Origin of the sequence: Hymenobacter baengnokdamensis (assembly GCF_008728635.1) — a bacterium.
Lineage (GTDB): Bacteria > Bacteroidota > Bacteroidia > Cytophagales > Hymenobacteraceae > Hymenobacter > Hymenobacter baengnokdamensis.
On the sequence record NZ_CP044285.1, the window covers coordinates 595889 to 621792 of the forward strand.

Sequence of the window (25904 nt, forward strand, 5' to 3'; positions counted from 1 at the left end):
TCCGCTAAAAGCCGTTACTTGCGTCTGTAACGGCGACAGTAGTTGCCGGCCTTTCCTTCTGGCGTATGCGCAACCACCTTTCGGCGGCTTTTCTGACTTTTACTCTTGGTAGCGCCCTGCTTAGCAGCTGCGGGGAAGTCAAGGACGACTCTCCCCAATCTACTACCGCTCCAACAACGGCCACGGTAAAGCCCAGAGTGGCAGCTGATACCAAGGCATTGCCCTTGCAGGCCAACGTTTTTTTGGAGCTTTCGGGCGGTATGCGGGGCTTTATGCCAGCCAATAACGCAGCTACACCACCCACTGCTTTTCAGCAGCGCATCAGCTTACTGGCTTTGCGAACGAATAGTAGCCCGGCGATGGAGCATGCAAATTTCTGGCTTTCACTAAACAAGCAACCAGCGTCGCGCACTTATGAGCAGTTTCAGCAGGTAGTGCAGGGCGATACCCGGCAGGCAGCCCTTGGAACGGAACTGCCTACAATGCTCGAAGGTATCCTGGCGCTTCCCCATGCTACGGAGCATGTTAGCGTCGTCATTTCCGATTTTATATACGGTCCGCAAGACCCACGTGCTACGGCACTAATAGACGTAAAAATCGCTAGTGCCCTGACGTCGGTTACCAAAAAGCAATTGGCCGTAGCCGTACTCGGCGAAACCTCCCGGTTTTATGGCAACTTCTTCCCGGCCGTGAAGACGCCGCGCAAGCAAGTAGTGCTAAAGGGCGAGAGTATGCCATACTACATCTGGGTAATCGGGCCGCCTACTGCCGTGGCTCGCTACCTCAACGAGGTGTTGCCCGCGCCTTCGGCCGCTACCCAGCAGGCTTATTTTGGCCTAACCTTCCCTGCTGTGCCTTACGCGGCGGTGCTTACGCAGGTGCCGGCTACCAGCCCACTCGCGCCGGGCGGTGGCGGTTCCATTTCATACAGCGGGGCCGGGGTAAGTACGAATCTGGACGTTTCCTCCGTTAAGCAGGGCGTAGACTTTACCGTGGCCCTCGACCTGCGCCAATTGCCGGCCGCCTGGCGCGAGCCGGCTTTTCTGGCGCACAACTTGCAGGCCCAGGTGCCCGATGGCAGTGTAACGCTGCTGCCCAACTCCATTAAAACAACCGCCGGTGTGCCCCAGCTGCAAGCTTATACTCACACGTTGCGCCTGCATCTCAGCGACTTCCCTAAGGCGGGTGGTCAGCTCCGGCTATCGCTGCCCGCGCCGGGTATCCCGGCCTGGGTAGCCCAGCGTAGCACCGAAAACGATAACCAGCCCGGTCCGGTGCCGCACACCTACCGCCTCACTGAGATTATGAACGGCGTGCGCGAAGCTTTTCCACAGACTTCACCACCCGTTTTCACCGCCTCTTTCACCCTTGCTCAGCAATAACTTTCCTTTCCATGCAGCAATTCTTTAACAGCCTCTATACCAACGGAATCGAACTGTTTTACGACCGTAAATCGCCGATGTACGGGCTTTATAAGGCCGAGATTTTTAACACTGCTGGCTTTTATACCCTGCTAACTGCGCTGGCGCTGGTAGTGGTTTTTTACTATATATTCAATCATGCCGTGCCAGCCCTCACTCATCAGGGTTGGTATCGGCCTACGCATTGGCTGCTGGTGCTGCTGCTGGTGGCCGGCCTGGGGGCGCTGCTGGCCTACCGCGTAAGCATAGGCGCAGAAGCAGTACGCGACCCCTACATGCGCTATTTCATCATTACCAACACATTGGTAGCGCCGTTATGGTTTGTTCTCTTCTCGTTGATTTTGAAGTGGGGGTCCAATCACGCCCGCCGCACGCCGTTTTAGCTGATGTGCGGGATGTATTAAGTGTGGGAGATGTGCAAATGGCACACGCTTTTTAAGTAAGCTTATCACATTCCATACGTTTTTACATGCTGCACATTCATCTCATCTATCACATTACCATATTAGAAAGCTTTGGCTCGTCTTTTCATTTTTGCCGTGGGCGGCACCGGCGCGCGGGTGCTGCGCTCCCTCACTATGCTGCTGGCTGCGGGTATGCGCCTGCCCGATTGCGACCAGGTAGTACCCGTGCTGGTAGACCCCGATACCCAGAACGGCGACGTAACCCGCACCGTCGACCTGCTTAAGCGCTATGCCCGCATCCACAACGCGCTACACCAGGATGGGCAGCATGTCAAAGGCGAAGGCTTTTTTGGGCAGCCGCTCACCACCCTGGCTCAGCTTAACACCTCGGGCGTGGAAGGCCTGCGCGACTCGTTTGTGTACGACTTTGGCGGTATCAATCAGTCGTTTAAGGACTTCATGCACTACAACGAGACTTCGGTTGAGACGCGGGGCTTGCTGGACCTGCTCTTCACCCCCGACAGCCTCAATGCCAGCCTCGACCTTGGCTTCCGGGGCTCGCCCAACGTGGGCAGCGTGGTACTGAACTCCCTGGTGCAGGCCAAAGAAATGCGCTACCTGGCCCAGAGCCTGAACTCCGACGACCGGGTATTTTTTATCAGCAGCATTTTTGGCGGCACCGGCGCGGCAGGCTTTCCGCTGCTGGTCAAGAACCTGCGCGACCCTGGGGTAGACCTGCCGCAGCCTTCGGTGCGGGCCGCCGTGCCGGCCGGGGCACTGGTGCTGCTACCTTACTTCAAGCTCCAGCAGCCTTCAGCCGAAGAGAAGAAGAACGGTCAGGATTTTATCGACTCCAATACCTTCATTACCAAAACCAAGACGGCGCTGAGCTACTACGCCGAGCACCTCGAAGGCCTGGAGGCCATGTACTACCTCGGCGACCAGGCCGGCCAGCCGCTGCCCAACAACCCCGGCCGCGCCGAGCAGCGCAACCAAGCACACTTGATTGAGCTGCTAGGAGCACTTTCCATTCCGCACTTTTTGGGGCAGCCCGCCAGTCAGCTCGACCGCGGCAGTCCGGCTTACCACGAATTTGGCTTGAAGAGCGACGAGCCAACGGTTGACTTCGGGCAGCTGCCACCCGCGCTACGCCGCGAAGTAGCCCGGCCCATGATTCAGTTTCACTATTTCGCCCGGTACTTCCGGCAGCATTTACTCGAAGAGAAAAACGCGCCGCTTTATAAAGGCGGTAAGCTGGGCCAGCATTTGCCCGCCAGCACCGGCCCGCTGGCCGACCTCACCGATTTCTTTACGGAGTACGAAAGCTGGCTACGCGAGCTGGGCGTGAGCGAGCGCCGCTTCGGCGCCCTGCACCCCGACGAAACCGACTTTAATAAGATGGTAGCGGATAAAACCATTGCGACCAGCTTCTTCAATAAAGGGCTGACCGATGATGTAATCCGCGCTGAGCTGAACGACGCCGTGGGGAAAACCAACCTTGACAACCCCGATGCGCCCCGTGCGCTGCGCTGGCTGGTGGAAGCCTTCAACAAGGCTACCGAAAAGGTTGTCGACACCAAGCTGCAATACTCGTAAGGGCCATGCGCCGGGCAATTTAGCTTACTAAAAATCAGAAGAAAGCTGCCGGCTAAGTACCGCCAGCTACTCGCTTATAAACCTTATGGCCAAGATACTTCGCCTGCACCGCACGGGTTCCAGCACTCACGAAGGCTGGGGCCGCACCGGCAAAATCGGCAAAAATGAGATTGATGGTCCCAGCGGCATTCTCGACCCCGAGGGCGGCCGGGCCGAGCGCGTGGCAGTGGCTATTCCGTCGCCGTTTGCCCGTCTGCACCTGGTAGAAACGGCGCTGGCCTACGTGGGCAGCGCTACCGGCCCCACCGACACGGTGCATCACCGGCTGGTGGGCCAGTTCTGGGATTTGTGGGAGCTGGTATTCAACTACTTTCAGCGGCGGCAGTCGGGCCAGCGCCTGAGCGTGCGCACCTGGAATAAGGCCGCCGAGCTGGCTCGTCTGGAAGCCAATCCACAAACCAAGCCGCTTGCGCAGGCACTGGCGCTTTATCTGAACGACAAGCGCTTTGCCCCCATCACCGACCTCAACCTGCTGTATTTTCCCGGTGCTACCCCCCAGGAAGCGCCGCAACTGCTGGGCGGCACCTCGCCACTCACGCTGTTCTTCCCAGCGCCGGCCGTGCGAACGCTGCCGGTGCAGCGGCCCGAGGGCGGCGGCCACTATTTCGATGGCCGCTACGTGGCCCTGAACCAGCGCGAGCAGGCATTTCAGGACTTCATCTACCAGCAATTTGTGGCCGACCCGGCGCTGGCCCGGCTGGCCCCGGCGGTGCGCAATGCGCTCGATGCCAATATTTTGAATAAGTGGGGCCTGGATGGCAACGCCCAGCTGGCCGACTACCCGCTGCTCACCGACCAGGTTGGCAACCCGGTGGCGGTGGCCGGCGTGCCCGTGCGCGTGCGTCCCGATGAGGGCGTGATTCGCAATTCCGACTTCACCATCCGGCCCGACCGCGTGCCGGTGCCCGGCTGGCCGCTGCCCAACCCGTTGCCGCTCGTGCTGCGCCCCGGCCTGCAGGTGCCCGGCAAGTTTTATTACAACAACTCGCTGCTGGGCGACAGCGGCACCAAAGTGCCCGCCGCCGACGCCCGCGCCCTGGCCGACCGTACCCTGCCCGGCCCCGAATTGGCCTACCCTTACCTGACGCTCAACGACCTGCTGGAAGAAACGCTGCTCACCGTGCCGTATGAGGTCGATAGCAGCCGCTTCGTGACCGGCCAGCTCAAAACCGCACCCGGCTACAAACCCACGTGCTGGCCGCTGCTGCCGGTGAAGCCGCTGTATTTCGACTACTTCACGGCGGCTGAGCTGGCCACCCAGCTCACGCTGGAGCTGGACCCGGCCTGCGTGCGGGTGCGCCTGCGCATTCCGGTGGCGGGCGGCTTCACCGTCGACTACGAGCGCGCCTACTATCCCAATCCGCGCACCGAGGGCCTGGGCCGCCTGCTGGTAACCAACATCGGGCTATCGGTTTTCCCCTTCGTAAAAATCGCGGACGCGCCCCAGCTCAACGACTTTTATAAAGTAATGCTGGTCGATGCCAATAACATCGACCCCAGCCTGGTGCACAAGCCGGTAGAACTGCAATTTGGGGTGCAGGGCCGGCTGCTGTCGGCCAGCGGCACCGAGCAGAGCGCCACGGCCTACCGCCGCACGCCCAAAACCAGCACCGACGAAGGAAGCACCTACTACGAAGTAAAGGGCACCCCCTTCGACTACGTGGTGGTGAGCAGCCCCGCGCCGGCCGCCGGGCAGGCGCTCGTGGTACCCAGGTGGCGCGAGGTGCGCCAGGGCACCAAGGAGTTCCGCTTTGCCATCGACTTTGGCACTACCAATACGCACGTGGCCTACCACGATGGCCCCAGCCAGCCGCCGCAGCCGTTCAATTTTGGTCCGGAAGATTCGGCCGTAGCCTTGTTGAAAAAGTCTTCGGAGGAAACCGATTATCAGGCGTACGAGCAGCTGTACCGGGGCATTGAGGAAGACCCGGCGCACGGCATTCAGCTGCGGCGCTGGCAGCGCTACCAGCAGCGCGAATTTGTGCCCTCGTTCGTGGGGGCGGGCGGGTCGCCCTACCAGTTTCCCATTCGCACGGCCACCAGCGAAGCGCCGGGCTTCTCTATCGAAACGCCGCGCCTGCTGGCCAACGTCAACGTGGGCTTCGGCATTAATACGGAAGAGGAAACCAACGACTCGTACCATACCAACCTGAAGTGGGGCGATACCAGTGAGGCCGCCCGCCACCGGGTGCGGATGTTTTTCCGGGAGATGCTGCTCTTGTTCAAGTACAAAGCGGCAGCGCACGGCGGAAATGTTTCGGCTACGCAGGTGGTGTGGTTCGCACCGCTCAGCTTCTCGGCCTTCAGCCGCGACCTGTACCAGCGCGAGTGGGATACGCTGTTTAAGGAGATTTTTCACACCAGCCGCGGCACCACATACTTGCCCGAGTCGTCGGCTCCCTATTTTTTCCTGACCCGGCGCGGGCTCGTCACGCCCGGCCCCGGCGAGAATGCGGCGTTTATCGACATCGGCGGCGGCACCTCCGACGTGCTGTTTTATTCAGACCAGACGGCCAACCCCACGGGCCCGCGCAAGCACCATCCGGCCTTCAGTACGTCGTTTCGCTTTGCGGGCAATGAGCTATGGGGCGACGGTGCGGCCGACGTGCGCGGCACCAAAGACAACGGCCTCGTGCGCTTCGGCCTCGATAGCATCAAGGCTCACCCGCTGCCCCAGACCAAAGCCGCCGAGCTGGCCGTGAAGTGCCTGGCCGTGGTTGAAGCCAATCCGGCCTTCGGCTCGGAGGAGGTTGCTAGTCTGCTCTTTAACTACGAGCGCGAGTTCCAGTTTGGCGAGCGGCTACTGCTGGCTCAGCACCTGCGGGTGCTGTTTTACCTGCACTTCGGAGCCATCGTGTACCATCTGGGGCAGGTAACGGCCCTGCGGGGGCTGGCCGCGCCGCGCTACCTGTGCTTTACGGGGCGCGGCAGCCTCTACCTGCGCCTGCTGTGCCCCACCAACCTGCGGCCCCTGGAGCAGGTAGCCAGCCTCATTCTGTCGAAAGTAATGGGCACGCCCGCGCCCGCCAATTTTAAAATAGTGCTGGCCGACGACCCCAAGCAGACTACTGCCAATGGTGGCGTACTCGCCACTGGCCTCGATGCCGAAAGCACTGCGGAGGTGCCGCCCATCGTGCAGCCCGTGGGCACCGGTACCGAGGAGCAGGCTGAAAACCGGCCTCTTTACCCCACCGACATCACGGAGGACGTGAAGAATGCGGTGCTCGCCAACGTGGAGAAGTGTCTGACCCTGCTGCTCACTGACCCCGACCTGGTGGCGGCAATGCACAACCTGGGCATCAAAAACCCGCCCGGCCTGGTGCTCCGCGAGCTAACCGCTGCCCTGGCCGATTCCTTTAACCTGGGCCGCCAGCGCTACGCCAACACATTGCCGGCTGGTGAGCCAATTCCGGAAACACTGTTTTTCCTGCCGCTGAAACACGCGCTCTACGTGCTGTCGCAGGTACTGCATAGCTCGGCTAACTAACTCAGGCCTATGAAAATTAGCCATCGGCTCCTGTATTTGTCGCTGCTGCTGGGTACCGGCCATTCGGGAATAGGTCAAACCGTTTCGGCCCCGAGCCCCGAGGATAGCCTGAAGGGTAAAATATGGACCGCTACCGCGCGCCGTATCTGGGCCGATACCAAGCCGCCGCAGCCGCAGCCAGCCGCCTGGCCTACGGTCGGGGCGTTTGAGGACTGGCGCCTGGCAACCCCAGCCGACAAGTCGGAGCTGGGGTTGCTGCGCGGCGATGTGGTCAAGAGCATCGGAGCGGGCACAAAAGCCACGCCGGAGCAGGTGGCGAAAGCCATTCTAACGGAGATAAGCAAGCGCCAGCAAAGTAAAAAAGGCCGCCTGACCCGCCTGAAGCTGACGGAGCTAAAAACCACTTTCGCTACGCTCACGCAACCCAAGGCATTGGCCGCCTCTAGTCAGCCTACCGATTCGGCCTCCCTGGCAGCCCCAGCACCAGCTGCTGCGCCGCCAGCGGTAGCCGAAGAACAGCATCCTAAGCCGGAGCGAGCGTCAGCGCCGCCTGCTCCGGCTTATACCGTGACGCAGCTTGAGCCGCGCTACCTGGGTCTGCCGCCTACGCTGGCGGGGCTTGCAATGCTGCTGCTCGGTGCGCTGGCCGGCGTGGGGCTGGCCCGGTCGCTACGCCGCAGTTCCCGGCACCACTCCCACTCGCATACCACCCAAAAAGCGGTCGAACCCGATACTTCGCTTATCATGAACTCGCAGGAATACCGCAAGCTGCAAAAGCAGAATCAGAATCTCAGTACCCAGCTGAAACGCCTTGGGCAGGAGCTGGACGAGCTTAAGAAGCAGCTTTCGGGTACGGCGGCTAGTCCGCCGAAAAAAGCATCTCCTTCCAAAAGCGCGCCTCCGGTTGTGCCGCCACCGGCCCCGCCGACGGAAATTTCTATCGAAGAGCTGGTAGGCGCGCCGGTCGAAACACCGACTGCGTCTGCTCCCTCCGCCACGCGCTATGGCCCGGTGCAGGAAACGCCTTTTGTAGAGGAGCGCAAAATTGTGGATATGCCCCTGCCCCAGCTCGCGCTGATGCTGACGGTAAACCCGCGTAACCCCGACCAGGCCACTTTTACGCTCAATCCGCAGGTAGACCAGGTCCGCCTCATCGGTGATGGCCTGACCCGGCTGCAAAAATTCTTCGACTACGACCCACCCCTGGGCGGGCGCATTACGTCGGTGGCGGCAATGAAAGCGGGTAGGCTTGAGCGCCACGACAACGGCTGGCAGGTAGTAGAGCGGGCGCGGCTTCTCATCAGCTAGGCACCCAAAATATAGTTTATTTACTATGTCTTTACAGCTACTCGAAATCGTCCTTATTCTGGGGCTTATTGCCTGGCAAGGGTATACATTCTTCCTCAATCGCAGGCTTATTCAGCGGGTGCAGGGTATGTACCCAGAAGTGGCCCAGCTACGGGTAGAAGCGGTCGAGGTAGCGGAACATGACTTTTCCAACCTGCCTGCTAAAGAGCGGATTCTGCAGGGCCACAGCTCTTTCGCCTGGGCTTTCTACCCTGGGGAGGAGTTTGCTATAACGCAACGGCCGGGTGACGGAACGGTGCAGGTAAGCAAATGGAATAGCACAGCTAATCAATGGGAAAGCTTCAATCAGCAGCCGGAAAGCGCGGTAACTCAATTTCTTAACGCTGGTGACTTCCAATTGGCGCACGACCTAACCAACCGGACTGCGTTTGATGCGCTGACCGTGGCTCGGCCCAGCCCCGAGTTTGCCCGCATCGTTACCGATACCAACGATTACCTGCAAGCCAACAAAGGGGCGGCGGCCGACTTCAACACCCTGCGCGACATATCGGAGCGCGAAACCGCCCTGCTCGACCAGGAGATTGAGGCGCAGCTTTCTACACCGCTTTACCTGGGACTGCTCGGCACTTTTCTGGGGGCTATTCTGGGGCTGATAGCCTTAGTAAATCCTTTCGGAGCGGCGCCGACCGCTGCGGCCAGCGCCACGGGCGCGTCGTCGTTCAACAACGCCGACGTCACGCACTTTCTGGGCGGCATTCTTATCGCCATGAGCGGCAGCTTTACCGGCCTGCTGCTGACGCTGGCTGGCAACCAGCTGCTGAAATCGGCCCGCGCCACCCGCGACCGGCTTAAAAACGGCTACTACAACTTCCTGCAAAAGGCCCTGCTGCCCCGGCTCAACACCGACATGCAGAACAGCATGAGCAGCCTCAAAGCCGTGCTAGACACGTTCAACCAGGATTTTTTCTCCAAGATTCAGGTTGATTTTTTTGCTAAAATCGCGGAGTTTACCCCGCTCATCAGCCGCATAACCGAGAATATCAGCATCCAGAAAGACTTCCTGGAAAAGCTGCAAACCATCGGCTACACTGAGCTGGCCAATGCCACCATCAAGGTATTCGACCGGGTAGATGAGAGTGCCGCTTCGTTCGAGAAGTTTCTGGGCTACCAGCAGGCCCTCAACGTGGCCGTGAGCCAGGGGGCCGACACGGCGCGCACCATCACGGCCCTGCTCGACCGCCTGGGCAGTCTCGAAAAAGCACTGAACCAGGTGCCTGGCTACCTGGCGCAGCACGACGCCCGCATCCGGGAGCAGGCCCAGTTTTTTGGCGAGCACCAGGCGCTGCTGGCTAAAATCAGCCAGGGAGTGGGGCAGGCGCTGAGCGAAGATGCCGCGCAGATGAAGCAGGTGCTGGCGCGCCGCCGCGAGGAGTTTGAGCAGGAAGCCCAGGCCGCGCACGCCCAGTGGTCGGCGCACTTCCGCCAGCTCAACCAAGACAATGTGTATCAGAAAATTGTGGAGTATCTGTCGCCGTTCCAGCAATTGCCGGCGCAGCAGCAGGCCCTCAACCAACTCCAGGAAACCCAGGCCCGCCGTAGTGCCGAGGCGCTGCAAGCCCTGCAACAGCCGCTGGAGCAGAACCGCCGCATTCAGGAAGAGCTGCTGCGCCAAACCGAGCGCACCAACGCCGTGCTCGAAAAGCTCACCCAGCGCAACTGGCTTCAACGCATGGTCGGCTAAGGCGTTATGAAACAAAGCAAAGACTTTTTCTGGCCCAGCTACGTCGACCTGATGACGGCGTTGTTTCTGACCATGCTCGTGCTCTTTGTGCTGAGCTACAAGCTGTTTCAGGACAAGCAAGCCCGCTTGGCAGACGCCTACGCCAAGCTGGAAGTGCAGCTGAAAGAAAAGAAAAAGCTGGACGAGATAAAGGAAGCACTGAAGCGACTAGACAATTCGCAGTATTTCACTTATAATAAGGACTTTAAGCGCTACGAGCTAAACTTTGAGGTATTGTTTCAGCCCGGCCGCTACGACCTGCCTCCGGCGGCGCGCCAGCCGCTCATTGATGCGGGGCGGTTTTTATTGCGGCAAGTACAAAGCCTGCGCAATGATGGCATTCAGTACCTCGTCATCATTGAAGGCCGGGCGGCGATGAATCCTAACTTTCCGCTGAATTCCAGCCAAAACTCAGACCTTCAGAATGTTCGTGAGCTGAGTTACAACCGGGCGCTGGCCGTACTCTATCTGTGGTCGGAAGCCGGCCTTCAGTTCCCTAAAAATATTGAGGTTATTCCGGCCGGTAGCGGGTACCGGGGCGCCGGACGCTACAGCGGCTACAGCCAGGAACACCTCAACAAGCGCTTTATCATCCAGATTCAGCCTAAAATCGGCTCGCTCGATGCCACGCCTACGCGTTAGCCTGAGCCGTATAAGGAAGCACTTATGCACTTGCTTCTCCGCTTCCCCGTAGCTCAGCCGCCCGCCCAGGTGCTGGCCGGCTTCACCCGCGAGCTGTTTGTGGCCCTGGCCCCGCCCTTTCCGAAGCTGCATCTAATTCGCTACGATGGCAGCAGTACCGGCGACACGGTCATTATCGAGCTGCAAGCCGGCCCCAGGCGCTGGCGCTGGACCTCGCTCATCACCGACAACGGCACCTTGCCGGATGGCACGCGTTACTTCGTAGACGAAGGCCAGCAGTTGCCCGCGCCGCTACGAGAGTGGCGGCACCGCCACCTCATCGCGCCCGCGCCGGGCGGCGGCAGTGTCATCGTCGAGGATATTACGTTTAGCACCGGCCGCCGCTGGCTCGATGTGCTGATTTGGCCTGCCATGTGGGCGCAGTTTAGCATGCGCGGGCCCGTGTACCGGAAGTGGTTTAAGTAAGAATTAACGCATTAGTTACAAGTCGATTATCATCTTGACGTTGGCCCGCTGATAGGGGCTGGGCGGCACGGGCACGGCCCGGAAACCCAGCTTTTCGTAGAGCGTCAGGGCCGGAGTCAGCTGCGAGTTGGACAGCAGCTCGACGCGATGCGTGCCCAGCTGCCGGGCTTTTTGCAAGGCCGCCTCGCCGAGCGCCCGCCCGATGCCCAGCCCCTGCACCCGCGGCGATACCGCCATTTTAGCCAGCTCATACACGCCCTCGTGCGCTTTGATGAGTGCGCAGGTGCCTACCAGTTGGCCCGCATAGTCTGCCATGAGAATATGGCCGCCTGGTGCCAGAATGTAGCCTTCGGGGTCGTCGAGCATGGCCTTATCAGGCGCTTCCAGCGCAAAGTAGCGCGAAATCCATTCCTGATTGAGCGCCCGGAAAGCAGGCTGGTGCGCGGGCTCGTAGTTCAGAATAGCAAGCGTAGCGGACATAAGGCAGCGGGTAAAATGGCCAGAACAAGGCAAAGTTCGCCCCACCGGGGCCGTACCTTTGCCAGCTATGCCGACTTTCGCCACCATCGTCCTCAAAAACGGAAAAGACCACTCGCTGCGCCGCCGCCACCCCTGGGTATTTTCGGGGGCTATTGCCCGCGTGCAGGGCGAGCCGGCCGAGGGCGAGGCCGTGCGCGTCGAAACCCAGGCCGGCGAGCTGCTCGGCGTCGGCCACTATTCGGGTGGCGGCTCCATCGCGGTACGCATGCTCGATTTTGGCCCCGAAGCTGAGCTGCCAACGGCGGAGTTCTGGCAAAAGCGCCTGGCCAATGCCTACGCCCTACGCCAGCGCCTGTCCCTCACCGGCACGGCCGATACCAACGTTTTCCGGCTGGTACACGCCGAAGGTGATGGCCTGCCCGGCCTTATCATTGACGTGTATGGCGACGTGGCGGTGGTGCAGGCCCACAGTGTGGGCATGTACCGCGCCCGGCCCGCCATTGCGGCGGCGCTGCAAGCCGTGTTTGGCCATAAGCTACGGGCTATATATGATAAAAGCTCGGAAACCGTACCCGGCCACGCCGCAGGCGATGCCAAAAATGGCTACCTCTTCGGCGAAAGCAGCGGCCACGAGCATATCGTTTCGGAAAATGGCCACCAGTTTGCCGTGGATTGGGAAACGGGGCAGAAAACCGGCTTCTTCATCGACCAGCGCGACAACCGCGCGCTGCTGGCCCGCTACTCGCCCGGCCGCCGGGTGCTCAATACCTTTTGCTACACGGGGGGCTTCTCGGTTTACGCGCTCGAAGCCGGGGCCGAGCTGGTGCATTCCGTCGATTCGAGCAAGAAAGCCATCGCCCTCACCGAGCGCAACGCCGGGCTGTCGAGCCACCCCGAGCGCCACGCCGCCTACCCCGACGACGTGCTCACCTTCCTCAAAAGCCACTCGGCTGAGTACGACCTGCTGGTGCTCGACCCGCCCGCGTTTGCCAAGCACCTGGGCGCCCGCCACGCGGCCCTCATGGGCTACAAGCGCCTGAACGCGGCCGGCATTGCGCACCTCGCGCCGGGCGGGCTGCTCTTTACCTTCTCGTGCTCGCAGGTGGTTAGCCCCGAGCTGTTTGAAGGCGCGGTACTGGCCGCCGCCATCGAGGCCGGGCGGCCGGCGCGCATCCTGCACCGCCTTACCCAGCCTGCCGACCACCCGGTGAGCCTCTTTCACCCCGAAGGGGCGTACCTGAAGGGTCTGGTGCTGGCCGTCGAGTAGCGCAAGCGCTGTAGTTTGCTTCCTTTCATCGGCTTGGTCAAACTTCTGCCTAGTGGGGTTGATTAACAGTATAGTGTTTACGAAACGGCCAAAAATATCGCCTTCGCGCCAGTCCGTTGCCATTATCGGTGCGGGCGTGGCGGGGCTGGCCGCCGCCGCGCGGCTGGCCATTGCCGGGCACCCGGTCACGGTATTCGAGGCCAGCGGCTCGTTTGGGGGCAAGATGCACCAGTTTGAGCTGCCGGGCGGCTACCGCTTCGACGCCGGGCCGTCGCTCTTCACGCTGCCGCAATTGGTAGATGATATTTTCCGGCTGGCCCACCGTGAGCCCACCGACTACTTCCGCTACGAGCGCCTCGACCCCATTACCAACTATTTTTTTGCCGACGGTACGCGGCTGACTGCCTGGGCCGACGCAGAAAAGTTTGCGGCCGAGGTCGAGCAAAAGCTCGGGGTGCCGGCGGCGCAGGTCACCAATTTTCTGGCCCGCAGCGGGCGGGCGTATGACGCTACGGCCGGCACGTTTCTGCATAAGTCGCTGCACAAACTAGGCACCTACCTCAGCACCGAAACGCTGAAGGCCGTAGCGGCGCTGCCCAGCCTGGGTCTCACGGGCACCATGCACCAGCGCCACGCCAGCGCCTTCGGCAACGATTCCAGGCTAGTGCAACTATTTGACCGCTATGCTACCTACAACGGCTCCGACCCGTACCAGGCCCCGGCTACGCTCTCGCTTATTCCGCACCTCGAGCATGGCATCGGCGCGTTTTATCCCGCAGGCGGCATCTACGCCATTGCCCAAAGCCTGTACCGGCTGGCCGAAGAGTTTGGGGGGAAATTTCGGTTCAACGAGCCGGTACGCGAAATCCTGACGGCCGGCGCCCTTATCACCGGCCTGCGTACCGACCAAGACGTTTACGATTTCGGCCTGGTAGTGAGCAACATGGATGTGGTGCCCACCTACCGCCGCTTGCTGCCGCATCAGCCCGCGCCCGAGCGCACCCTGGCGCAGCCGCGCTCGTCATCGGCCCTGATTTTTTACTGGGGCATCGCCCGCGAGTTCCCCGAGCTGGATTTGCACAATATAGTGTTTTCAAAATATTACAAGCGAGAGTTTGACGCCATCTTCCAGCAGCAGACCGTGGCCGACGACGTGACGGTGTACGTCAACATTACTTCTAAAAAAACGCCCACTGATGCCCCGGCCGGCCACGAAAACTGGTTTGTGATGGTGAACGTGCCCCACGACCAGGGCCAGGACTGGGAGGCGCTGACCACCAAAACCCGCCGGGTGGTGCTGGCCAAGCTCAGCCGCACGCTGGGCGTTGAGCTTGAGCCCCTTATCAAAGCTGAAAAAATATGGACTCCGCCCGGCATTGCGGCCGACACCTCATCGTTTGGCGGGGCGCTGTACGGTAGCTCCAGCAACAACGCGCTGGCCGCATTTCTACGTCACCCCAACTTTTCGAGCCGGCTGAATGGGCTGTACTTTTGCGGTGGCTCAGTGCATCCGGGCGGTGGTATTCCGCTGTGCCTGCTTTCGGCCAAAATTGTAGCCGAACTCATTTCCAATTAAAAGTTAAAAACACAAATTAAAACTATTTTCTATTGCTTTGATACTCATTGCAATATGCTTTATAGCTTTTGATTCGTGCTTTTTGATTTTTGATTTTCTTCTCCATGGAGTTTTCAAATTCACCCGCTACGGCGGTTTCTACCGGGCGGCTGCGGCTGGCGCAGGGGCTGGTTTTATTATTTCACCTCACGGGCTTCGTGGGATTGGCGTTTAGTCAGAATAAGGCCTTTTACCTCAACTACACTCCGCTTACGCTGCTGCTCACGGCGGGGCTGCTGGCGGCATTTCAGCCCATGCGGGGCCTGGTTTTTTGGCTATTTGTGGCCCAGACCTTTTTGCTGGGGATGGTAGCCGAGGTGGTAGGCACTAATACCGGCCTGCTGTTTGGGCACTATATCTACGGCGCCACGCTGGGGCCGCAGTACATGAGCGCGCCGTGGCTTATCGGCCTCAACTGGGTGCTGGTCACGTATTTGGCGGGCACTTTGGCAGCTTACCTGCCGGCTTCGGGGGTGGTGCGGGTGCTGGTAGGCGCCGTGCTGATGGTAGGCTTTGACCTGTGCATGGAACCCGTGGCCGGGCGCTACGATTTCTGGCACTGGACCGGCGACCTGGTGCCGCTGCGCAATTTTCGTGACTGGTTTTTGCTGGCGCTGGTGCTTCAGGTTCTATTTGTACGCACACCCTTTCCCAAGCGCAACCCGCTCGCGCCGCTGGTGTATTTAGTACAGCTATTGTTTTTCTTCGGTCTGGGGTTATTAGTTCCCTGAGTTAGCCCGAAATGACCGGCCCTGACCCTACCTTTATTTCTTTCCGGCGATTTATTCTTCTATGAAATCGACTTCCGCCCTGACCCCTTCACCTCCGTCGGCCACTATGCAGTTGTTTCGGCAAGCTGGCCTTCTGGCCCCTACCGATGCCCAACTAGCCCAGACTGAGGGCCTTACAAGTACCGAGTTCAGCTCCCGCTACCCCAGCCGCGCCGATTTTGTACTGCATGCCACCCTGGCCGATTTTGAGCGCCAGAAGGCCGACCACCTTCGCCTGTATGAGCACTACTCAGCAGCCGTAGAGCGCCTGTATGGGCTGCTGAACTACGCGCTAATTGACCTGACCGACCTCAATCCATTGTATCTAAGCGAGTTGGTTGGCTTTCCAAAAGTATGGCAAGCTTTTCAGGACCATTTGGCTTCCTACTCCTCGCCCCAGCTGCAACAGCTGCTCAACGAAGGTATCCGACAGAAGCTTTTTCGGAGTGATATAAATATTCAGCTAGTTACGATTATACTATTGCAACAGCTTACCATGGTGCTTACGCCCGGCGTATTTCCGGCCGCAATACCAGTGGCGGAAATATTTCGCAGCATTTTCTTGTATTACATCCGCGGGCTTTGCACCGAAGAGGGTGCCCGCCTGGCAGCCGAGCATTTCGCCCGAATCTAGCTAAAAATTAGTCACTTATCAGGCGGGGCTTACCCGCTTTGCAGTATCCCGCTGCCTGGCTTGCAAAGGCCTTGCAGCGGGATTTTGGTTGCTCAACTATATGAAAAATATAATTTTCTTCGGCGATAGCCTCACGGCCGGCCATGGGCTGCCGGCTGCGGCCAGCTTCCCGGCGCTTATTCAGGCCAGGCTGGACGCTGCGGGCCTGCCCTACCGGGCTTATAACTACGGCATTAGTGGTGAAACCAGCGCTGGCGGCCGCCAGCGGCTGGCCAGTGTGCTCGCCCGCCACGTAGTAGATGTCTTTGTATTGGCGCTGGGGGCCAACGACGGCCTGCGCGGCATTGCGGTGCGCGAAACCACGGCCAACCTGCGCTTTATACTGCAAGAGGTGCGGCGGCAGTTTCCCGCTGCCCAGCTTGTGCTGGCCGGCCTGCAAGTGCCGTTCGACCTTGGGCCGCTGGGTCTGCCGGGGCTCGGCCGCTATGCGCAGGAGTTTGGCAGCCTGTTTGGCAGCCTGGCCGGCACCGAAGGGGTAGCCTTTATTCCATCGCTGCTGGCGGGCGTGCTGGGCCGCCCCGAGCTTAACCTACCCGACCGCGTGCATCCCAACGCCGCGGGCCAGCAGGTGCTTGCGGCCAATGTCTGGGCCGTGCTGGAGCCGCTGCTCCGGGTGCAGGTGTAGGAGCCTGCCATCGGTGGCCGCTGCTACCAAGCTGCTGGCCGATACCACCGCCGGGTTATCGGCAAAGACCGGACTTCTCCTATGGGTAAGAGTAAACACATAAAATCAGGCTCTTTCCGGTTGACTAATGCACCTACTTTTGCGGCACGCCGGCAACTCAGGTCTAAAGCTACTCTTTGAGGTTTATGGTAAAATCAGCATTTATAACTGTGGGGCTGTTGGTTAGCAGCCGCTTAAGCTACGCCCAGAGCCACCCACAATTGATTTCCGACTTTCGCCAGACCTCCGCCGTAATTGACTCTGCCTTCGGGCATTGTAGTGGAGATACGGGCCCCGGAAACTGCACCACTATTGCGCTCATTAAAGCCGCTTTGGCGGAGTTTGGGTCAATCAATGCCGTTTTTACCTCGTTTCGACGAGCCGCGGATAGTACGCGCTGCACTTTTCATGACGGCACCCGCGTGGCCGTGGGAGCCGGCGAATTAGATACGGTACGGAAAATGGCCGGCATCAGGGCGTTGAAAGGGCAGACATCTGCCTTTCAACAAGATGCTCTCACAATGTATACCCTTATCTGCAAGCGAATGTGGGTGTTGCACAAGGACTTTACGGACCGGAACAACGCAAAAAGCGGGTGCGTGAAAAGCTTTACGAACGCGGTTTCCTTACTTGATTCTGGCTACCCTACGCGTGATGCCTACCGCCTGCTGGCCCTACAGGCAGTTTGGATTACCGACTATAGCCGGTTAGCTACCATACCGGCCGCCGTCATCTACTCGGGTCCGCACGCCGCTTTTTGCACGATGGGCCAGCAAGACCGGTTTGGTACGACCTTCAGCATCCATGAGGTTGAGACGATGAAAGCGGGGAAGCCTGTCACCCACTGGATGATGGGCCGGGCGAAAAAGAACGGCCTCATCCCTGAAAGCCCCATTATTGGGGCTTACCAGCTTGCGCTCCCTGACTAACCAGCTTATTCAGTGGTGACCACAGCTGGCAGCAAGGGCCAGCTTGGCTCTAAATGATAAAAGCCCCATTTGCAGGCTGCAAACGGGGCTTTTCGTACCAGAGACGGGACTCGAACCCGTAAGCCCGTGAAGGCAAGGGATTTTAAGTCCCTCGTGTATACCATTCCACCACTCTGGCGCGGGGCGCTTTGCTAGCAAAATTAACGATAAAATCGTTGCTCTTTTGATATAAAAAAAAAGACGCTGCAAGTACGCAACGTCTTTTTTGTTTGGAGCGGGAGACGAGGTTCGAACTCGCGACCTCGACCTTGGCAAGGTCGCGCTCTACCAACTGAGCTACTCTCGCTTGAGACTTGTTCGCCGCGGTGGCGAATGGTGGTACAAAGGTAGGCAAAAGGTCGATACTGTCAAGAGTAAGGCTGTTTATTTTTAATACACCGGGGCTTTCCGCTTCATTTTCAAGGGGAAAATTTTTTATTTTATGGTCATTGCCGGCAAGTTGCGCCTTTTTTTCATTTTCTCAGAATCCAGTTGGTGAAGGCAGACCGTAGGTGGGTCAGGTTTAAACCTCAACCATTCACTTCCTTTTTACCCATTCCAGATGAAATTCTCTTTTGCATCGCTGGCCCTGGTGGCCCTGCTTGGCACCGCCAGCATTCACTCAGCTTCGGCCCAAAAAGCTAAAACGGTTATGGTGGGCGGCGCCCCAATGTACCCCACGAAGAACATTATTGAAAATGCCGTCAACTCGAAGGACCACACGACGCTGGTAGCCGCTGTGAAGGCCGCTGGCCTGGTCGAAACGCTGTCGGGGCCTGGCCCATTTACTGTATTCGCCCCTACTAATGAGGCCTTCAACGCCCTGCCGGCTGGTACGGTCGATAACCTAGTAAAGCCCGAAAACAAGGCTACCCTCACCAAAATCCTGACCTATCACGTAGTAGCTGGCCGCATGACATCGGCCGACCTGATGAAGGCCATTAAGGCTGGCGGCGGAAAGGCTACCCTCACCACCGTGAGCGGCGGCACCCTGACGGCGATGATGAAAGGTCCGAAAACCATTGAGCTGAAAGACGAGAAAGGTGGCATCGCCACCGTGACCATTGCCGACGTTATGCAAAGCAATGGTGTTATCCATGTCATAAATAAAGTATTGATGCCCTAACCGGCGTTATTACTGACCTACAAAAAATCACTGGCTACCCAAAATGGGTAGCCAGTGATTTTTTGTTTCGTGCGGCGGCGTTTTGACGGCTGGCCTAAGGGTGCTATCTTGGTTCGTCAATTCTGTTTTTCATCCTTTTCCCACTCCATTCTATGTTTATTTCTACTCGCTATTGCATTTGTACTTTTTTGCTATTCCTCAGCTGCCTGTTTATTAGCCAACTTGCTGATGCCCAGAAGTTGCGGGAAACAAGATTCGAAAAAGGATTTATTGACAAAGGACAGAAAACCGGTATCTGGGAGTACTATGGGTACACGCTTTCGGGGGAAAAAGTAGTGCTGCAGCGCTACGACTACGACAAGCAAAAGCTGCTATACTTTCGGCCGGGCCCCGATGTCACGTGCCACGCGGAGGTAAGCCCCGGCAAGTGGAGCTACGTGCATCCAGACCAGCCGCCTTTGTTTGTGGGCGGCGACGCGACGCTGTCGCAATACACTACGCAGTTGAACTACCCCCAGGCGGCTATTTCCCGTAATATTCAGGGCAAGGTAGTGGTTGGCTTTCTGATAGATACGCTGGGGCATACCAGCAACCATCACCTGGTGCAGCGCATCGGGGGAGGATGCGATGAGGAAGCATTGCGCGTAGCTCAGCTGGTGCCCAATCAGTGGATACCGGCCCGTGTGGGTCACCGGGCCGTGCCGGTGGAGTACGAGCTACCGCTCAATTTTCGGCTCGCCCAACCCTAACCCCCCTTGTGGCCGTAGCAAGGCGCTATGAAAGCATTCTATAGCCCGTTACTGTGCGGACTTCTGTTGGGCGCACTGCTGACAGCCTGCGACTCGACACCCCGCGAGCGCCAGGAAATAGTGCGTCAGGAAATAAGCAAGCTCGATACTGCGGCCCATACTACCGGCCGCACCTTAAGCCGTCTGGGCCACCAGACGGCCCGCTTCGACTCGGCCAACCATGCCCGGCGGGCCGTGCCGTTGGCCCCGCAAAAGCAAAAAACCGTGGACCAGGAGCTGCTGGGCAGCTACGCCGGGCAGGTGAGCGGCCTCACGCCGGCCACTATTGCCGGGGCTTATGGGCAGCTACTGCGGGCTACCCGCGTGCGCCAGGCCGCCTGGCAGGCCCGCGACTGGGATTATGCCCAGGATACCTATCGCCGCCTGAATGCTCAGCTGGCCCGCATCCGCCTGGACCTGCCCGCCCGCGACGAGCTGCGCATCAGGGCCTGGCAGGCCGAGTTTACGGCCCTGCGGGCCAAGCGAACAGCCCAGGACCTGCACGCCGCCACGACCACCCAAAAATGATTATGGCCCGCCGCTTGTTGGTAGCTGATAAGGGGCCGGCGGCAGTACTTTATCCGGCAACCAACTGCTCTACTTATGGCAACTGACTACTCTACTGCTTCCCGGTCGGACAATATTATCGTGCTCGACTCGTACTACGAGCCGCTGGCGGCCCACCTGGCCCGCACGCGGCTGGAAGCGGCTGGCATTCCGTGCTTTCTTACTAATGAGAACCTGGTATCGCTCAATCGGATGTATAGCCCCGTGGCGGGGGGCGTGCGGCTGCACGTGTATGAGCGCGACGCCAGCCGGGCGGCCGAAGCGCTGCGCGAGCCGGCCGTGATGCAGGCCGTGCGCGGCGGACTAGCCGAGCCTACTACCGCTACCCCGGCAACGCAGCCCGTGACAATCTGCCCGCGCTGCGGCTCCGACGAAGTGAGCTTCGACGCGGCGGCCCGGCCGGGCGCAGCCCACTGGTTTGTGGCCCTGCTATCGCGGCTGCGGCGCTACCCGCTGCAAGGCCGGGCTCATCATTGCTTCCACTGTGGCCTCAATTTTTGAAAAGCGGCAAACCCACGGCTCCGGCCGGCAGTTTAAGCCATATGCACACTCAAAAAGTTGCTCTTGTTACGGGAGCTAATAAAGGACTGGGCCTGGAAATAGCCCGCCAGCTGGGCCAGCAGGGTATTACGGTGGTGCTGGGGGCGCGCCCCGGCAAGGCCGACGCTCCGGCCGCCGAGCTGCGCCAGCAGGGACTGGACGCGCACGCGCTCCGGCTCGATGTGACCAATGCTGCCGACGTAGCAGCCCTGCCAGTCTACTTCGAGCAAACATTCGGCCGATTGGATATTCTGATAAACAACGCGGGCGTGCAGCTGGATGACGGCTTTGATATCAGCCCTGACACGCTGCGGCAGGTGTATGAGACCAATACTATTGCCCCATACGCTATTACGCGGGTGCTGCTGCCGCTGCTGCGCGAGGCCCCGGCCGGGCGCATTGTGAACCAGAGCAGCATTCTGGGTTCGCTCACGGCTATCAGTCAGGGGCAGGGCGGCAGCTGGGCTACGCCGGGCTACACGTCTTCCAAGGCGGCCCTGAACATGCTGACCGTGGTGCTGGCCCAGCACCTGTCCGACACAAATATCAAAGTGAACGCCGCGCACCCCGGCTGGGTCAAAACCGACCTGGGCGGCTCCAATGCGCCGCTCGACGTGAGCGAGGGCGCCAAAACTGCCGTGCGCTTGGCGCTGCTGCCCACTGATGGGCCTACCGGCGGCTACTTCCACGATGGCGAGCACCTGCCCTGGTAAGCAAGCTACTGGTAGCAACTATTTATAGCAAAATGCCATCTTTACTGCATGATGCGGTACGGATGGTATTTCTGCTGGTGGCTGCTGGGCTTGCTGCCCCTGGGTGCGGGAGCACAGGTCCGTAAGGGCGGCGATGGCCTTGTGGGAGTGTACTACGATGGCCGCAACTTTGAGCGCAAGGTACTGACCCGGCACGACCCGGTCATTAACTTCGACTGGCACCAGCAGCCCCCCGTGCCTGGCCTGGCGGCCGAGGAGTTTTCGGTGCGCTGGACGGGCTGGCTCGTGCCGCCCACTACCGGCCGCTACGTGCTACACCTCAGCGTAGATGATGGTATCAGGCTATGGCTCAATGGCCGCGAGCTGCTGAATGAGTGGCGGGGGCAGCCCCTTAGCTACTATCAACTGGCTGTGAACCTTAACGCCGGAGAGCCTTACTCGTTACGGATAGACTACTGCCAGTATTCCTTCTCCACGCGAATGCGGCTTGCCTGGGAGATGCCCGCCGTAACTACTACCCCCAGCAGCTGGCGCAACCTCTGGGGCATAATCGAAGAGCAGGCCGGGCCGGATGTTATTCCGACGCGCTACTTATTCAGTCAGCTGCCGTTAGCCAGCGTGCCGGCCCGGTCGACACCTCCTGCTCAACCAGCGGCCCCTGCGCAGCTCCGTACAGCTGAGGTGCCCGCCCCGCAACCGGCACCTACTAAAACAGTTCTGCTTGCAGGGCCGGCAGTTGCCCCGCTGAAAACGCATCCCCGGAGCTACCTGGCGCTGGCAACTACGCCTGCGCCGCCGGTTGCCCGCCCAATTCCAATTGAGGTTCCAACCGCCTCGGACCAGACAAATGCCCTGGCCGCGCGCCTGGCTGCCGGGCAAGCCGTAACGCTGCCTGACTTGTATTTTGAGCAAGGCCGGGCCGATTTATTGCCACCCGTGCGGGCTCGCCTCGATACATTGGCGGCGGCGCTGGCCCAGCGCCCTGCTCTGCATCTAGAAGTACAGGGCCACACCGACAACCAGGGCGACCCTTTTATCAATCAACGGCTTTCGCGGCAGCGGGCCGAAGCCGTGTGCCAGTACCTGGCCACGCAGGGGGTAGAGGCTGCCCGGCTGCGGGCCGTGGGTTACGGCGGCACCCGCCCGGTAGCCGACAACAACCAGCCCGACCAGCGCTCGCGCAACCGCCGGGTGGTGCTGCGGCCACTACCCTAGCGCGCCCTACTGCGCCGCAGTGACCACGCCCCGGCGGCTCCGGCTGCGCAGCGGCGTAAGCGCCTTGGGGCGCGGAGCGGGGCGACGCACCGTTACGGGCTGCTGGGTTTTAAGCAGGCGCGAGCGCTCCAGCAGCCAGTCGCGCAGGTACGTGAGGCCCTGAGCAGAAAAGGCTGCCTGCCGCTCGCCGCCCACGATGGGCCATTGGGTGGGGTCATCCTGAAATAAGTGGTTGACGCCCGCCAGGCGATGGGCCTGCACTGCCTGACCCGATTGGCGCAGCCCTTTTTGCAGCAACGACATGTTGCGGCCGGCGGCCACCTGCAAATCGGCGGTGCCGTTGAGCAGCAGCACCGGGCAGCGCACCAGCGGCAGGCGCGTAGCGGGGTTAAAATCGAAGAAGAACCGTGACCACAGCGAAGTCAGCTGGGCGGCGCGGGCGCGGGCCATAGGCTCATCGAGCCCCGTGTTGTTGCTGCGCAACAAGCTGATAATCTTGGCCCGGGCGGCCGCCTGGTTGGGCGTCTGGCGCACAGTTTCCACTAACTGGTCAAATAACCCCTGGGCCGCTTTTACCTGTGCCCCATCGGCGCCGATAAGGCGCATAATCTCGCCCTGCTGACGCCGCAGCACGTCGCGGCCGGGCTGCCCGTAGGCGGCCAGCGAGACCACAAAATTGGGTGCCTCCAGCGGCTCGGAAGCGGCCAGCAGCGCGATGTTGCCCCCTTCGCCGTGGCCGAGCAGGCCCACTTGCTGCGGCGCAATAAGCGGCCGGCCGCGCAAAAAAGCCAGGGCTGCCTGGGCATCGGTTACAAAGTCGGGCGTGGTAGCGCGGCTGTAGTCGCCGCCCGACTTCCCCACGCCCCGGTCGTCGAAGCGCAGCACGGCAATGCCGCGCCGGGTGAGGTAATCGGCCAGCATACCAAATAAATGGTAGCCCTGCACATCGGCTTCGCGGTCTTGCGGCCCCGAGTCGGAGAGCAGCACCACGGCCGCAAACGGTCCCTCCCCGCTGGGCACGGTGAGCGTGCCGCTAAGCTTAATTTTCGCTATGGCGTTGGGGAAGGTCACTTCCGACTCGCGGTAGGGCGGCGTGAGGCGGAGCTTCCTGGCCGCCTGCGCAGCTACCGGGGCAGTGCTGCGCTCCAGCACCAGGTCGGTTTTGAGGCCCGGCTGCTGCCAGGTACCGCTGAGCTTGTCGCCGCCAGCCAGCACCTTCCCCACAAAGCTGCTGCCCGCCTGCTCGATGCGCAAGGTCAGGTTATCGTCTTTCAGCTCGACCTCAACGGGCATGCGGCTGATGCGCTGCTGGGGTACGTCCAGGGCCGCATAATACGTACCGTTGCTGAGCGGCACAATGGTAATAGCCAGCGTAAGCGTGCCGCCGGGCACTTTTAGCGGGCCCTGCCACTGTCCGTTCAGGCGGGGCGGCTCGGCAGCTGGGCGACCAGAAGCACCGGATGCTGCACCAGCCGCCCACAATAACAGCATCAGGAAAAGTAAGGATTTCTGCATAAATTTTCACTCTGTGAAGGGTTGCGAACGGCACGCGCACCACACCCTGCAAAATACCGGCGAACGGCCGCTTCAGCCCCATTTTGGTGGCTGGGCTACGTACTGCTTTCATAAGCTTTTCGGTTTTTGAGAGCGCTAAATCAGCGAGTTGCCCGCTCCAGCTGGTGGGTTAATAAATTACCCGCCGTTGGCTCGCTGACCACGCCGGAGGCTTTTGCGTAAACGCGGGCATCATTCCTATTCTTTTCTGTTATGCCAACCCGTCATCCGGCTCCGCCGAAGCGCCCCACTGCGAAAGACATGAAGGAGCACGCCCAGAAGCTCCCTTACCCGGCCAGGCAGGCCGACATGAAGTTTCAGCCGCAGAGCAGCCTGGCGGCGTACCGGGCCGCCGGCAAGCTGGAAGGCAAAGTTGCGCTTATTACCGGCGCCGACTCGGGCATTGGCCGGGCCGTAGCCATTGCCTTTGCGAAGGAAGGGGCTGACGTAGCCATTTTATTCAATGAAAACCAGGAAGATGCCCAGGAAACCAAGCGCCTCGTGGAGCTCGAAAAGCGCAGGTGCCAGGTGCTGCAGCTTGATGTGCGCGACCGCGAGCAGGCGTTTCAGGCCGTGCGGCTGGTGCGCCAGGAGCTGGGTGGCCTGAATATTCTGGTCAATAATGCCGCCTTCCAGATGGCGCAGGAGAAGTTTGAAGACATCCCGGAAGCCCAGATTCGGCGGGCTTTCGACACCAATATCATGGGGTATATGTGGATGGCGCAGGCCGCTATTCCGCACCTGCGAAGCGGCGACTGCATCATCAATACGGGTAGCATTGTGGGTATTGTGGGCATTCCGATTCTGGTCGATTATGCCTGTACCAAGGCTGGTATTCATGCGCTTACAAAGTCGCTGGCGCTGTACCTGGGCGAGCGTAACATTCGGGTAAACTGCGTAGTGCCGGGGCCGGTCTGGACGCCCAACATCCCGGGCACCATGCCGCGGTCCGAGATTGAGAAGTTTGGGCACGAGGTAGCGCTCAAGCGCCCCGGCCAGCCCGAGGAGCTGGCGCCCGCCTACGTGCTGCTGGCCTCGCAAGACGGCTCGTTCATGACCGGCGCGCTGGTACACGTAACGGGTGGCAAGCTGAGCAGCGACGAATAAGCGTAGCGCAAACATCTGCCCTGGTTTACCGTTCAGGTTGAAGCGGAGCAGTTAAGCACCGGCTTACTGGCTTTGCTTCAACCTGTTTTCTTGTTATGACCTCTCAGGAACTGCTGCCTACAGCGCACGTATCGGCCGCTACCCGCGCCGCCCTCACCGAGCGCCTGGCCGAAACCGGCACGCCCTATACCCCGCAGTTTCTGGCTCCCGAAACCTACCAATTGCTCGAAGCCGTAGCCGCTCGCCTGCTGCCCCAGCCCGAGCGCCCGGTGCCGATTCCGCTGGCCCCGGCCGTAGACCGCCGCCTGGCGGAGGGCCGGGCCGATGGCTGGCGTTACGATGCCCTGCCCCCCGACCGCGAAGCCTATCGCCTTGGCCTGGGCGGGGTGCAGGAAATAGCACAGGCGCTGTTTGCGACTGCTTTTGAGCAGCTCGCTGGCGATAAGCAGGACGAAGTACTGGGGGCCCTGGCCGGCGGCAACCCGCCCGGCACTACCTGGCAAACGCTACCTGCCGACCGTTTCTTCGAAGAGTTGCTGGCCGAGCTGACCGAAACCTACTATGCCCATCCCTGGGCTCAGGATGAAATCGGCTATGTAGGCTATGCCAACCTGCCGGCCTGGACTAAAATCGGGCTGAACGAAAAAGAACCCCGCGAGGCATAGCCATTTCC

24 protein-coding genes and 2 tRNA genes are annotated in these 25904 nt (G+C 60.2%); 22 read left to right on the top strand and 4 right to left on the bottom strand.

Annotated elements, in window-relative coordinates:
- Nucleotides 1-65 precede the first annotated feature (65 nt).
- From F6X24_RS02495 to F6X24_RS02530, 8 genes are all read left to right on the top strand, one after another.
- Entirely contained in the window at nucleotides 66-1382 is a 1317-nt protein-coding gene (locus F6X24_RS02495) for a hypothetical protein (RefSeq protein WP_151086312.1), read from the top strand.
- Nucleotides 1383-1393: 11 nt separating this feature from the next.
- Complete coding sequence (locus F6X24_RS02500) at nucleotides 1394-1804, top strand: hypothetical protein (RefSeq protein WP_151086314.1); 411 nt, start codon at nucleotides 1394-1396, stop codon at nucleotides 1802-1804.
- A gap of 132 nt (nucleotides 1805-1936) precedes the next feature.
- Complete coding sequence (locus F6X24_RS02505; RefSeq protein ID WP_151086315.1) at nucleotides 1937-3421, top strand: hypothetical protein; 1485 nt, start codon at nucleotides 1937-1939, stop codon at nucleotides 3419-3421.
- A gap of 85 nt (nucleotides 3422-3506) precedes the next feature.
- The gene (locus F6X24_RS18840; protein WP_191906425.1) at nucleotides 3507-6968 is read left to right on the top strand and encodes a hypothetical protein; all 3462 of its coding nucleotides are present in this window, start codon (nucleotides 3507-3509) and stop codon (nucleotides 6966-6968) included.
- 9 nt (nucleotides 6969-6977) lie between these two features.
- Nucleotides 6978-8276, top strand: coding sequence for a hypothetical protein (locus F6X24_RS02515; protein WP_151086317.1), 1299 nt, complete (start codon nucleotides 6978-6980; stop codon nucleotides 8274-8276).
- Between the two features lie 25 nt (nucleotides 8277-8301).
- Nucleotides 8302-10017 (top strand): hypothetical protein, encoded by a 1716-nt coding sequence (locus F6X24_RS02520; protein WP_151086319.1) that lies wholly within the window; start codon nucleotides 8302-8304, stop codon nucleotides 10015-10017.
- Nucleotides 10018-10023: 6 nt separating this feature from the next.
- The gene (locus F6X24_RS02525) at nucleotides 10024-10698 is read left to right on the top strand and encodes a hypothetical protein (RefSeq protein WP_151086320.1); all 675 of its coding nucleotides are present in this window, start codon (nucleotides 10024-10026) and stop codon (nucleotides 10696-10698) included.
- Between the two features lie 24 nt (nucleotides 10699-10722).
- Nucleotides 10723-11163 carry an SRPBCC family protein gene (locus F6X24_RS02530; protein ID WP_151086322.1) on the top strand — a complete coding sequence of 147 codons (441 nt, stop codon included), beginning with the start codon at nucleotides 10723-10725 and terminating at the stop codon, nucleotides 11161-11163.
- Nucleotides 11164-11178: 15 nt separating this feature from the next.
- On the opposite strand, the gene F6X24_RS02535 is transcribed toward F6X24_RS02530, so the two are convergent.
- Nucleotides 11179-11643 carry a GNAT family N-acetyltransferase gene (locus F6X24_RS02535; RefSeq protein ID WP_151086324.1) on the bottom strand — a complete coding sequence of 155 codons (465 nt, stop codon included), beginning with the start codon at nucleotides 11641-11643 and terminating at the stop codon, nucleotides 11179-11181.
- 67 nt (nucleotides 11644-11710) lie between these two features.
- Here F6X24_RS02535 and F6X24_RS02540 point away from each other — a divergent pair, with 67 nt between their 5' ends.
- The 6 genes from F6X24_RS02540 to F6X24_RS02565 all read left to right on the top strand — a co-directional run bounded on the left by F6X24_RS02540 (nucleotide 11711) and on the right by F6X24_RS02565 (nucleotide 17582).
- The gene (locus F6X24_RS02540; RefSeq protein WP_151086326.1) at nucleotides 11711-12910 is read left to right on the top strand and encodes a class I SAM-dependent rRNA methyltransferase; all 1200 of its coding nucleotides are present in this window, start codon (nucleotides 11711-11713) and stop codon (nucleotides 12908-12910) included.
- A 73-nt stretch (nucleotides 12911-12983) separates the two neighbouring features.
- Nucleotides 12984-14486, top strand: coding sequence for a 1-hydroxycarotenoid 3,4-desaturase CrtD (gene crtD, locus F6X24_RS02545; RefSeq protein WP_229725299.1), 1503 nt, complete (start codon nucleotides 12984-12986; stop codon nucleotides 14484-14486).
- A gap of 104 nt (nucleotides 14487-14590) precedes the next feature.
- Nucleotides 14591-15256 carry a carotenoid biosynthesis protein gene (locus F6X24_RS02550; RefSeq protein WP_151086327.1) on the top strand — a complete coding sequence of 222 codons (666 nt, stop codon included), beginning with the start codon at nucleotides 14591-14593 and terminating at the stop codon, nucleotides 15254-15256.
- Between the two features lie 61 nt (nucleotides 15257-15317).
- Nucleotides 15318-15929 (top strand): hypothetical protein, encoded by a 612-nt coding sequence (locus F6X24_RS02555; RefSeq protein ID WP_151086329.1) that lies wholly within the window; start codon nucleotides 15318-15320, stop codon nucleotides 15927-15929.
- A gap of 100 nt (nucleotides 15930-16029) precedes the next feature.
- On the top strand, nucleotides 16030-16614 hold the full coding sequence (locus F6X24_RS02560) for an arylesterase (protein ID WP_151086331.1): 585 nt from the start codon (nucleotides 16030-16032) through the stop codon (nucleotides 16612-16614).
- Nucleotides 16615-16799: 185 nt separating this feature from the next.
- Complete coding sequence (locus F6X24_RS02565; RefSeq protein ID WP_151086333.1) at nucleotides 16800-17582, top strand: hypothetical protein; 783 nt, start codon at nucleotides 16800-16802, stop codon at nucleotides 17580-17582.
- A gap of 95 nt (nucleotides 17583-17677) precedes the next feature.
- Here F6X24_RS02565 and F6X24_RS02570 read toward each other — a convergent pair.
- Both F6X24_RS02570 and F6X24_RS02575 read right to left on the bottom strand, forming a co-directional pair.
- A tRNA-Leu gene (locus F6X24_RS02570) sits at nucleotides 17678-17760 on the bottom strand.
- A 92-nt stretch (nucleotides 17761-17852) separates the two neighbouring features.
- Nucleotides 17853-17928 (bottom strand) — tRNA-Gly (locus tag F6X24_RS02575).
- Between the two features lie 255 nt (nucleotides 17929-18183).
- On the opposite strand from F6X24_RS02575, the gene F6X24_RS02580 reads away from it, so the two are divergent.
- From F6X24_RS02580 to F6X24_RS02605, 6 genes are all read left to right on the top strand, one after another.
- The gene (locus tag F6X24_RS02580) at nucleotides 18184-18747 is read left to right on the top strand and encodes a fasciclin domain-containing protein (protein WP_151086341.1); all 564 of its coding nucleotides are present in this window, start codon (nucleotides 18184-18186) and stop codon (nucleotides 18745-18747) included.
- 152 nt (nucleotides 18748-18899) lie between these two features.
- Complete coding sequence (locus F6X24_RS02585) at nucleotides 18900-19496, top strand: energy transducer TonB (protein ID WP_151086343.1); 597 nt, start codon at nucleotides 18900-18902, stop codon at nucleotides 19494-19496.
- Between the two features lie 27 nt (nucleotides 19497-19523).
- Nucleotides 19524-20063: a hypothetical protein gene (locus tag F6X24_RS02590; protein WP_151086345.1), complete on the top strand. Its 540-nt coding sequence runs from the start codon at nucleotides 19524-19526 to the stop codon at nucleotides 20061-20063.
- 75 nt (nucleotides 20064-20138) lie between these two features.
- Nucleotides 20139-20603 (top strand): putative signal transducing protein, encoded by a 465-nt coding sequence (locus tag F6X24_RS02595; protein WP_151086346.1) that lies wholly within the window; start codon nucleotides 20139-20141, stop codon nucleotides 20601-20603.
- Nucleotides 20604-20644: 41 nt separating this feature from the next.
- On the top strand, nucleotides 20645-21355 hold the full coding sequence (locus tag F6X24_RS02600) for an SDR family oxidoreductase (RefSeq protein ID WP_151086348.1): 711 nt from the start codon (nucleotides 20645-20647) through the stop codon (nucleotides 21353-21355).
- Nucleotides 21356-21403: 48 nt separating this feature from the next.
- A complete protein-coding gene (locus F6X24_RS02605) occupies nucleotides 21404-22570 on the top strand; it encodes a PA14 domain-containing protein (RefSeq protein ID WP_151086349.1) in 1167 nt (388 codons plus the stop codon).
- Between the two features lie 6 nt (nucleotides 22571-22576).
- On the opposite strand, the gene F6X24_RS02610 is transcribed toward F6X24_RS02605, so the two are convergent.
- Nucleotides 22577-24085 carry an alpha/beta hydrolase family protein gene (locus F6X24_RS02610; RefSeq protein ID WP_151086351.1) on the bottom strand — a complete coding sequence of 503 codons (1509 nt, stop codon included), beginning with the start codon at nucleotides 24083-24085 and terminating at the stop codon, nucleotides 22577-22579.
- 252 nt (nucleotides 24086-24337) lie between these two features.
- Here F6X24_RS02610 and F6X24_RS02615 point away from each other — a divergent pair, with 252 nt between their 5' ends.
- Together F6X24_RS02615 and F6X24_RS02620 are read left to right on the top strand one after the other, a co-directional pair.
- Nucleotides 24338-25231 carry an SDR family oxidoreductase gene (locus F6X24_RS02615; RefSeq protein WP_151086352.1) on the top strand — a complete coding sequence of 298 codons (894 nt, stop codon included), beginning with the start codon at nucleotides 24338-24340 and terminating at the stop codon, nucleotides 25229-25231.
- Between the two features lie 95 nt (nucleotides 25232-25326).
- Nucleotides 25327-25896 carry a gluconate 2-dehydrogenase subunit 3 family protein gene (locus F6X24_RS02620; RefSeq protein WP_151086354.1) on the top strand — a complete coding sequence of 190 codons (570 nt, stop codon included), beginning with the start codon at nucleotides 25327-25329 and terminating at the stop codon, nucleotides 25894-25896.
- Nucleotides 25897-25904: the final 8 nt, after the last annotated feature.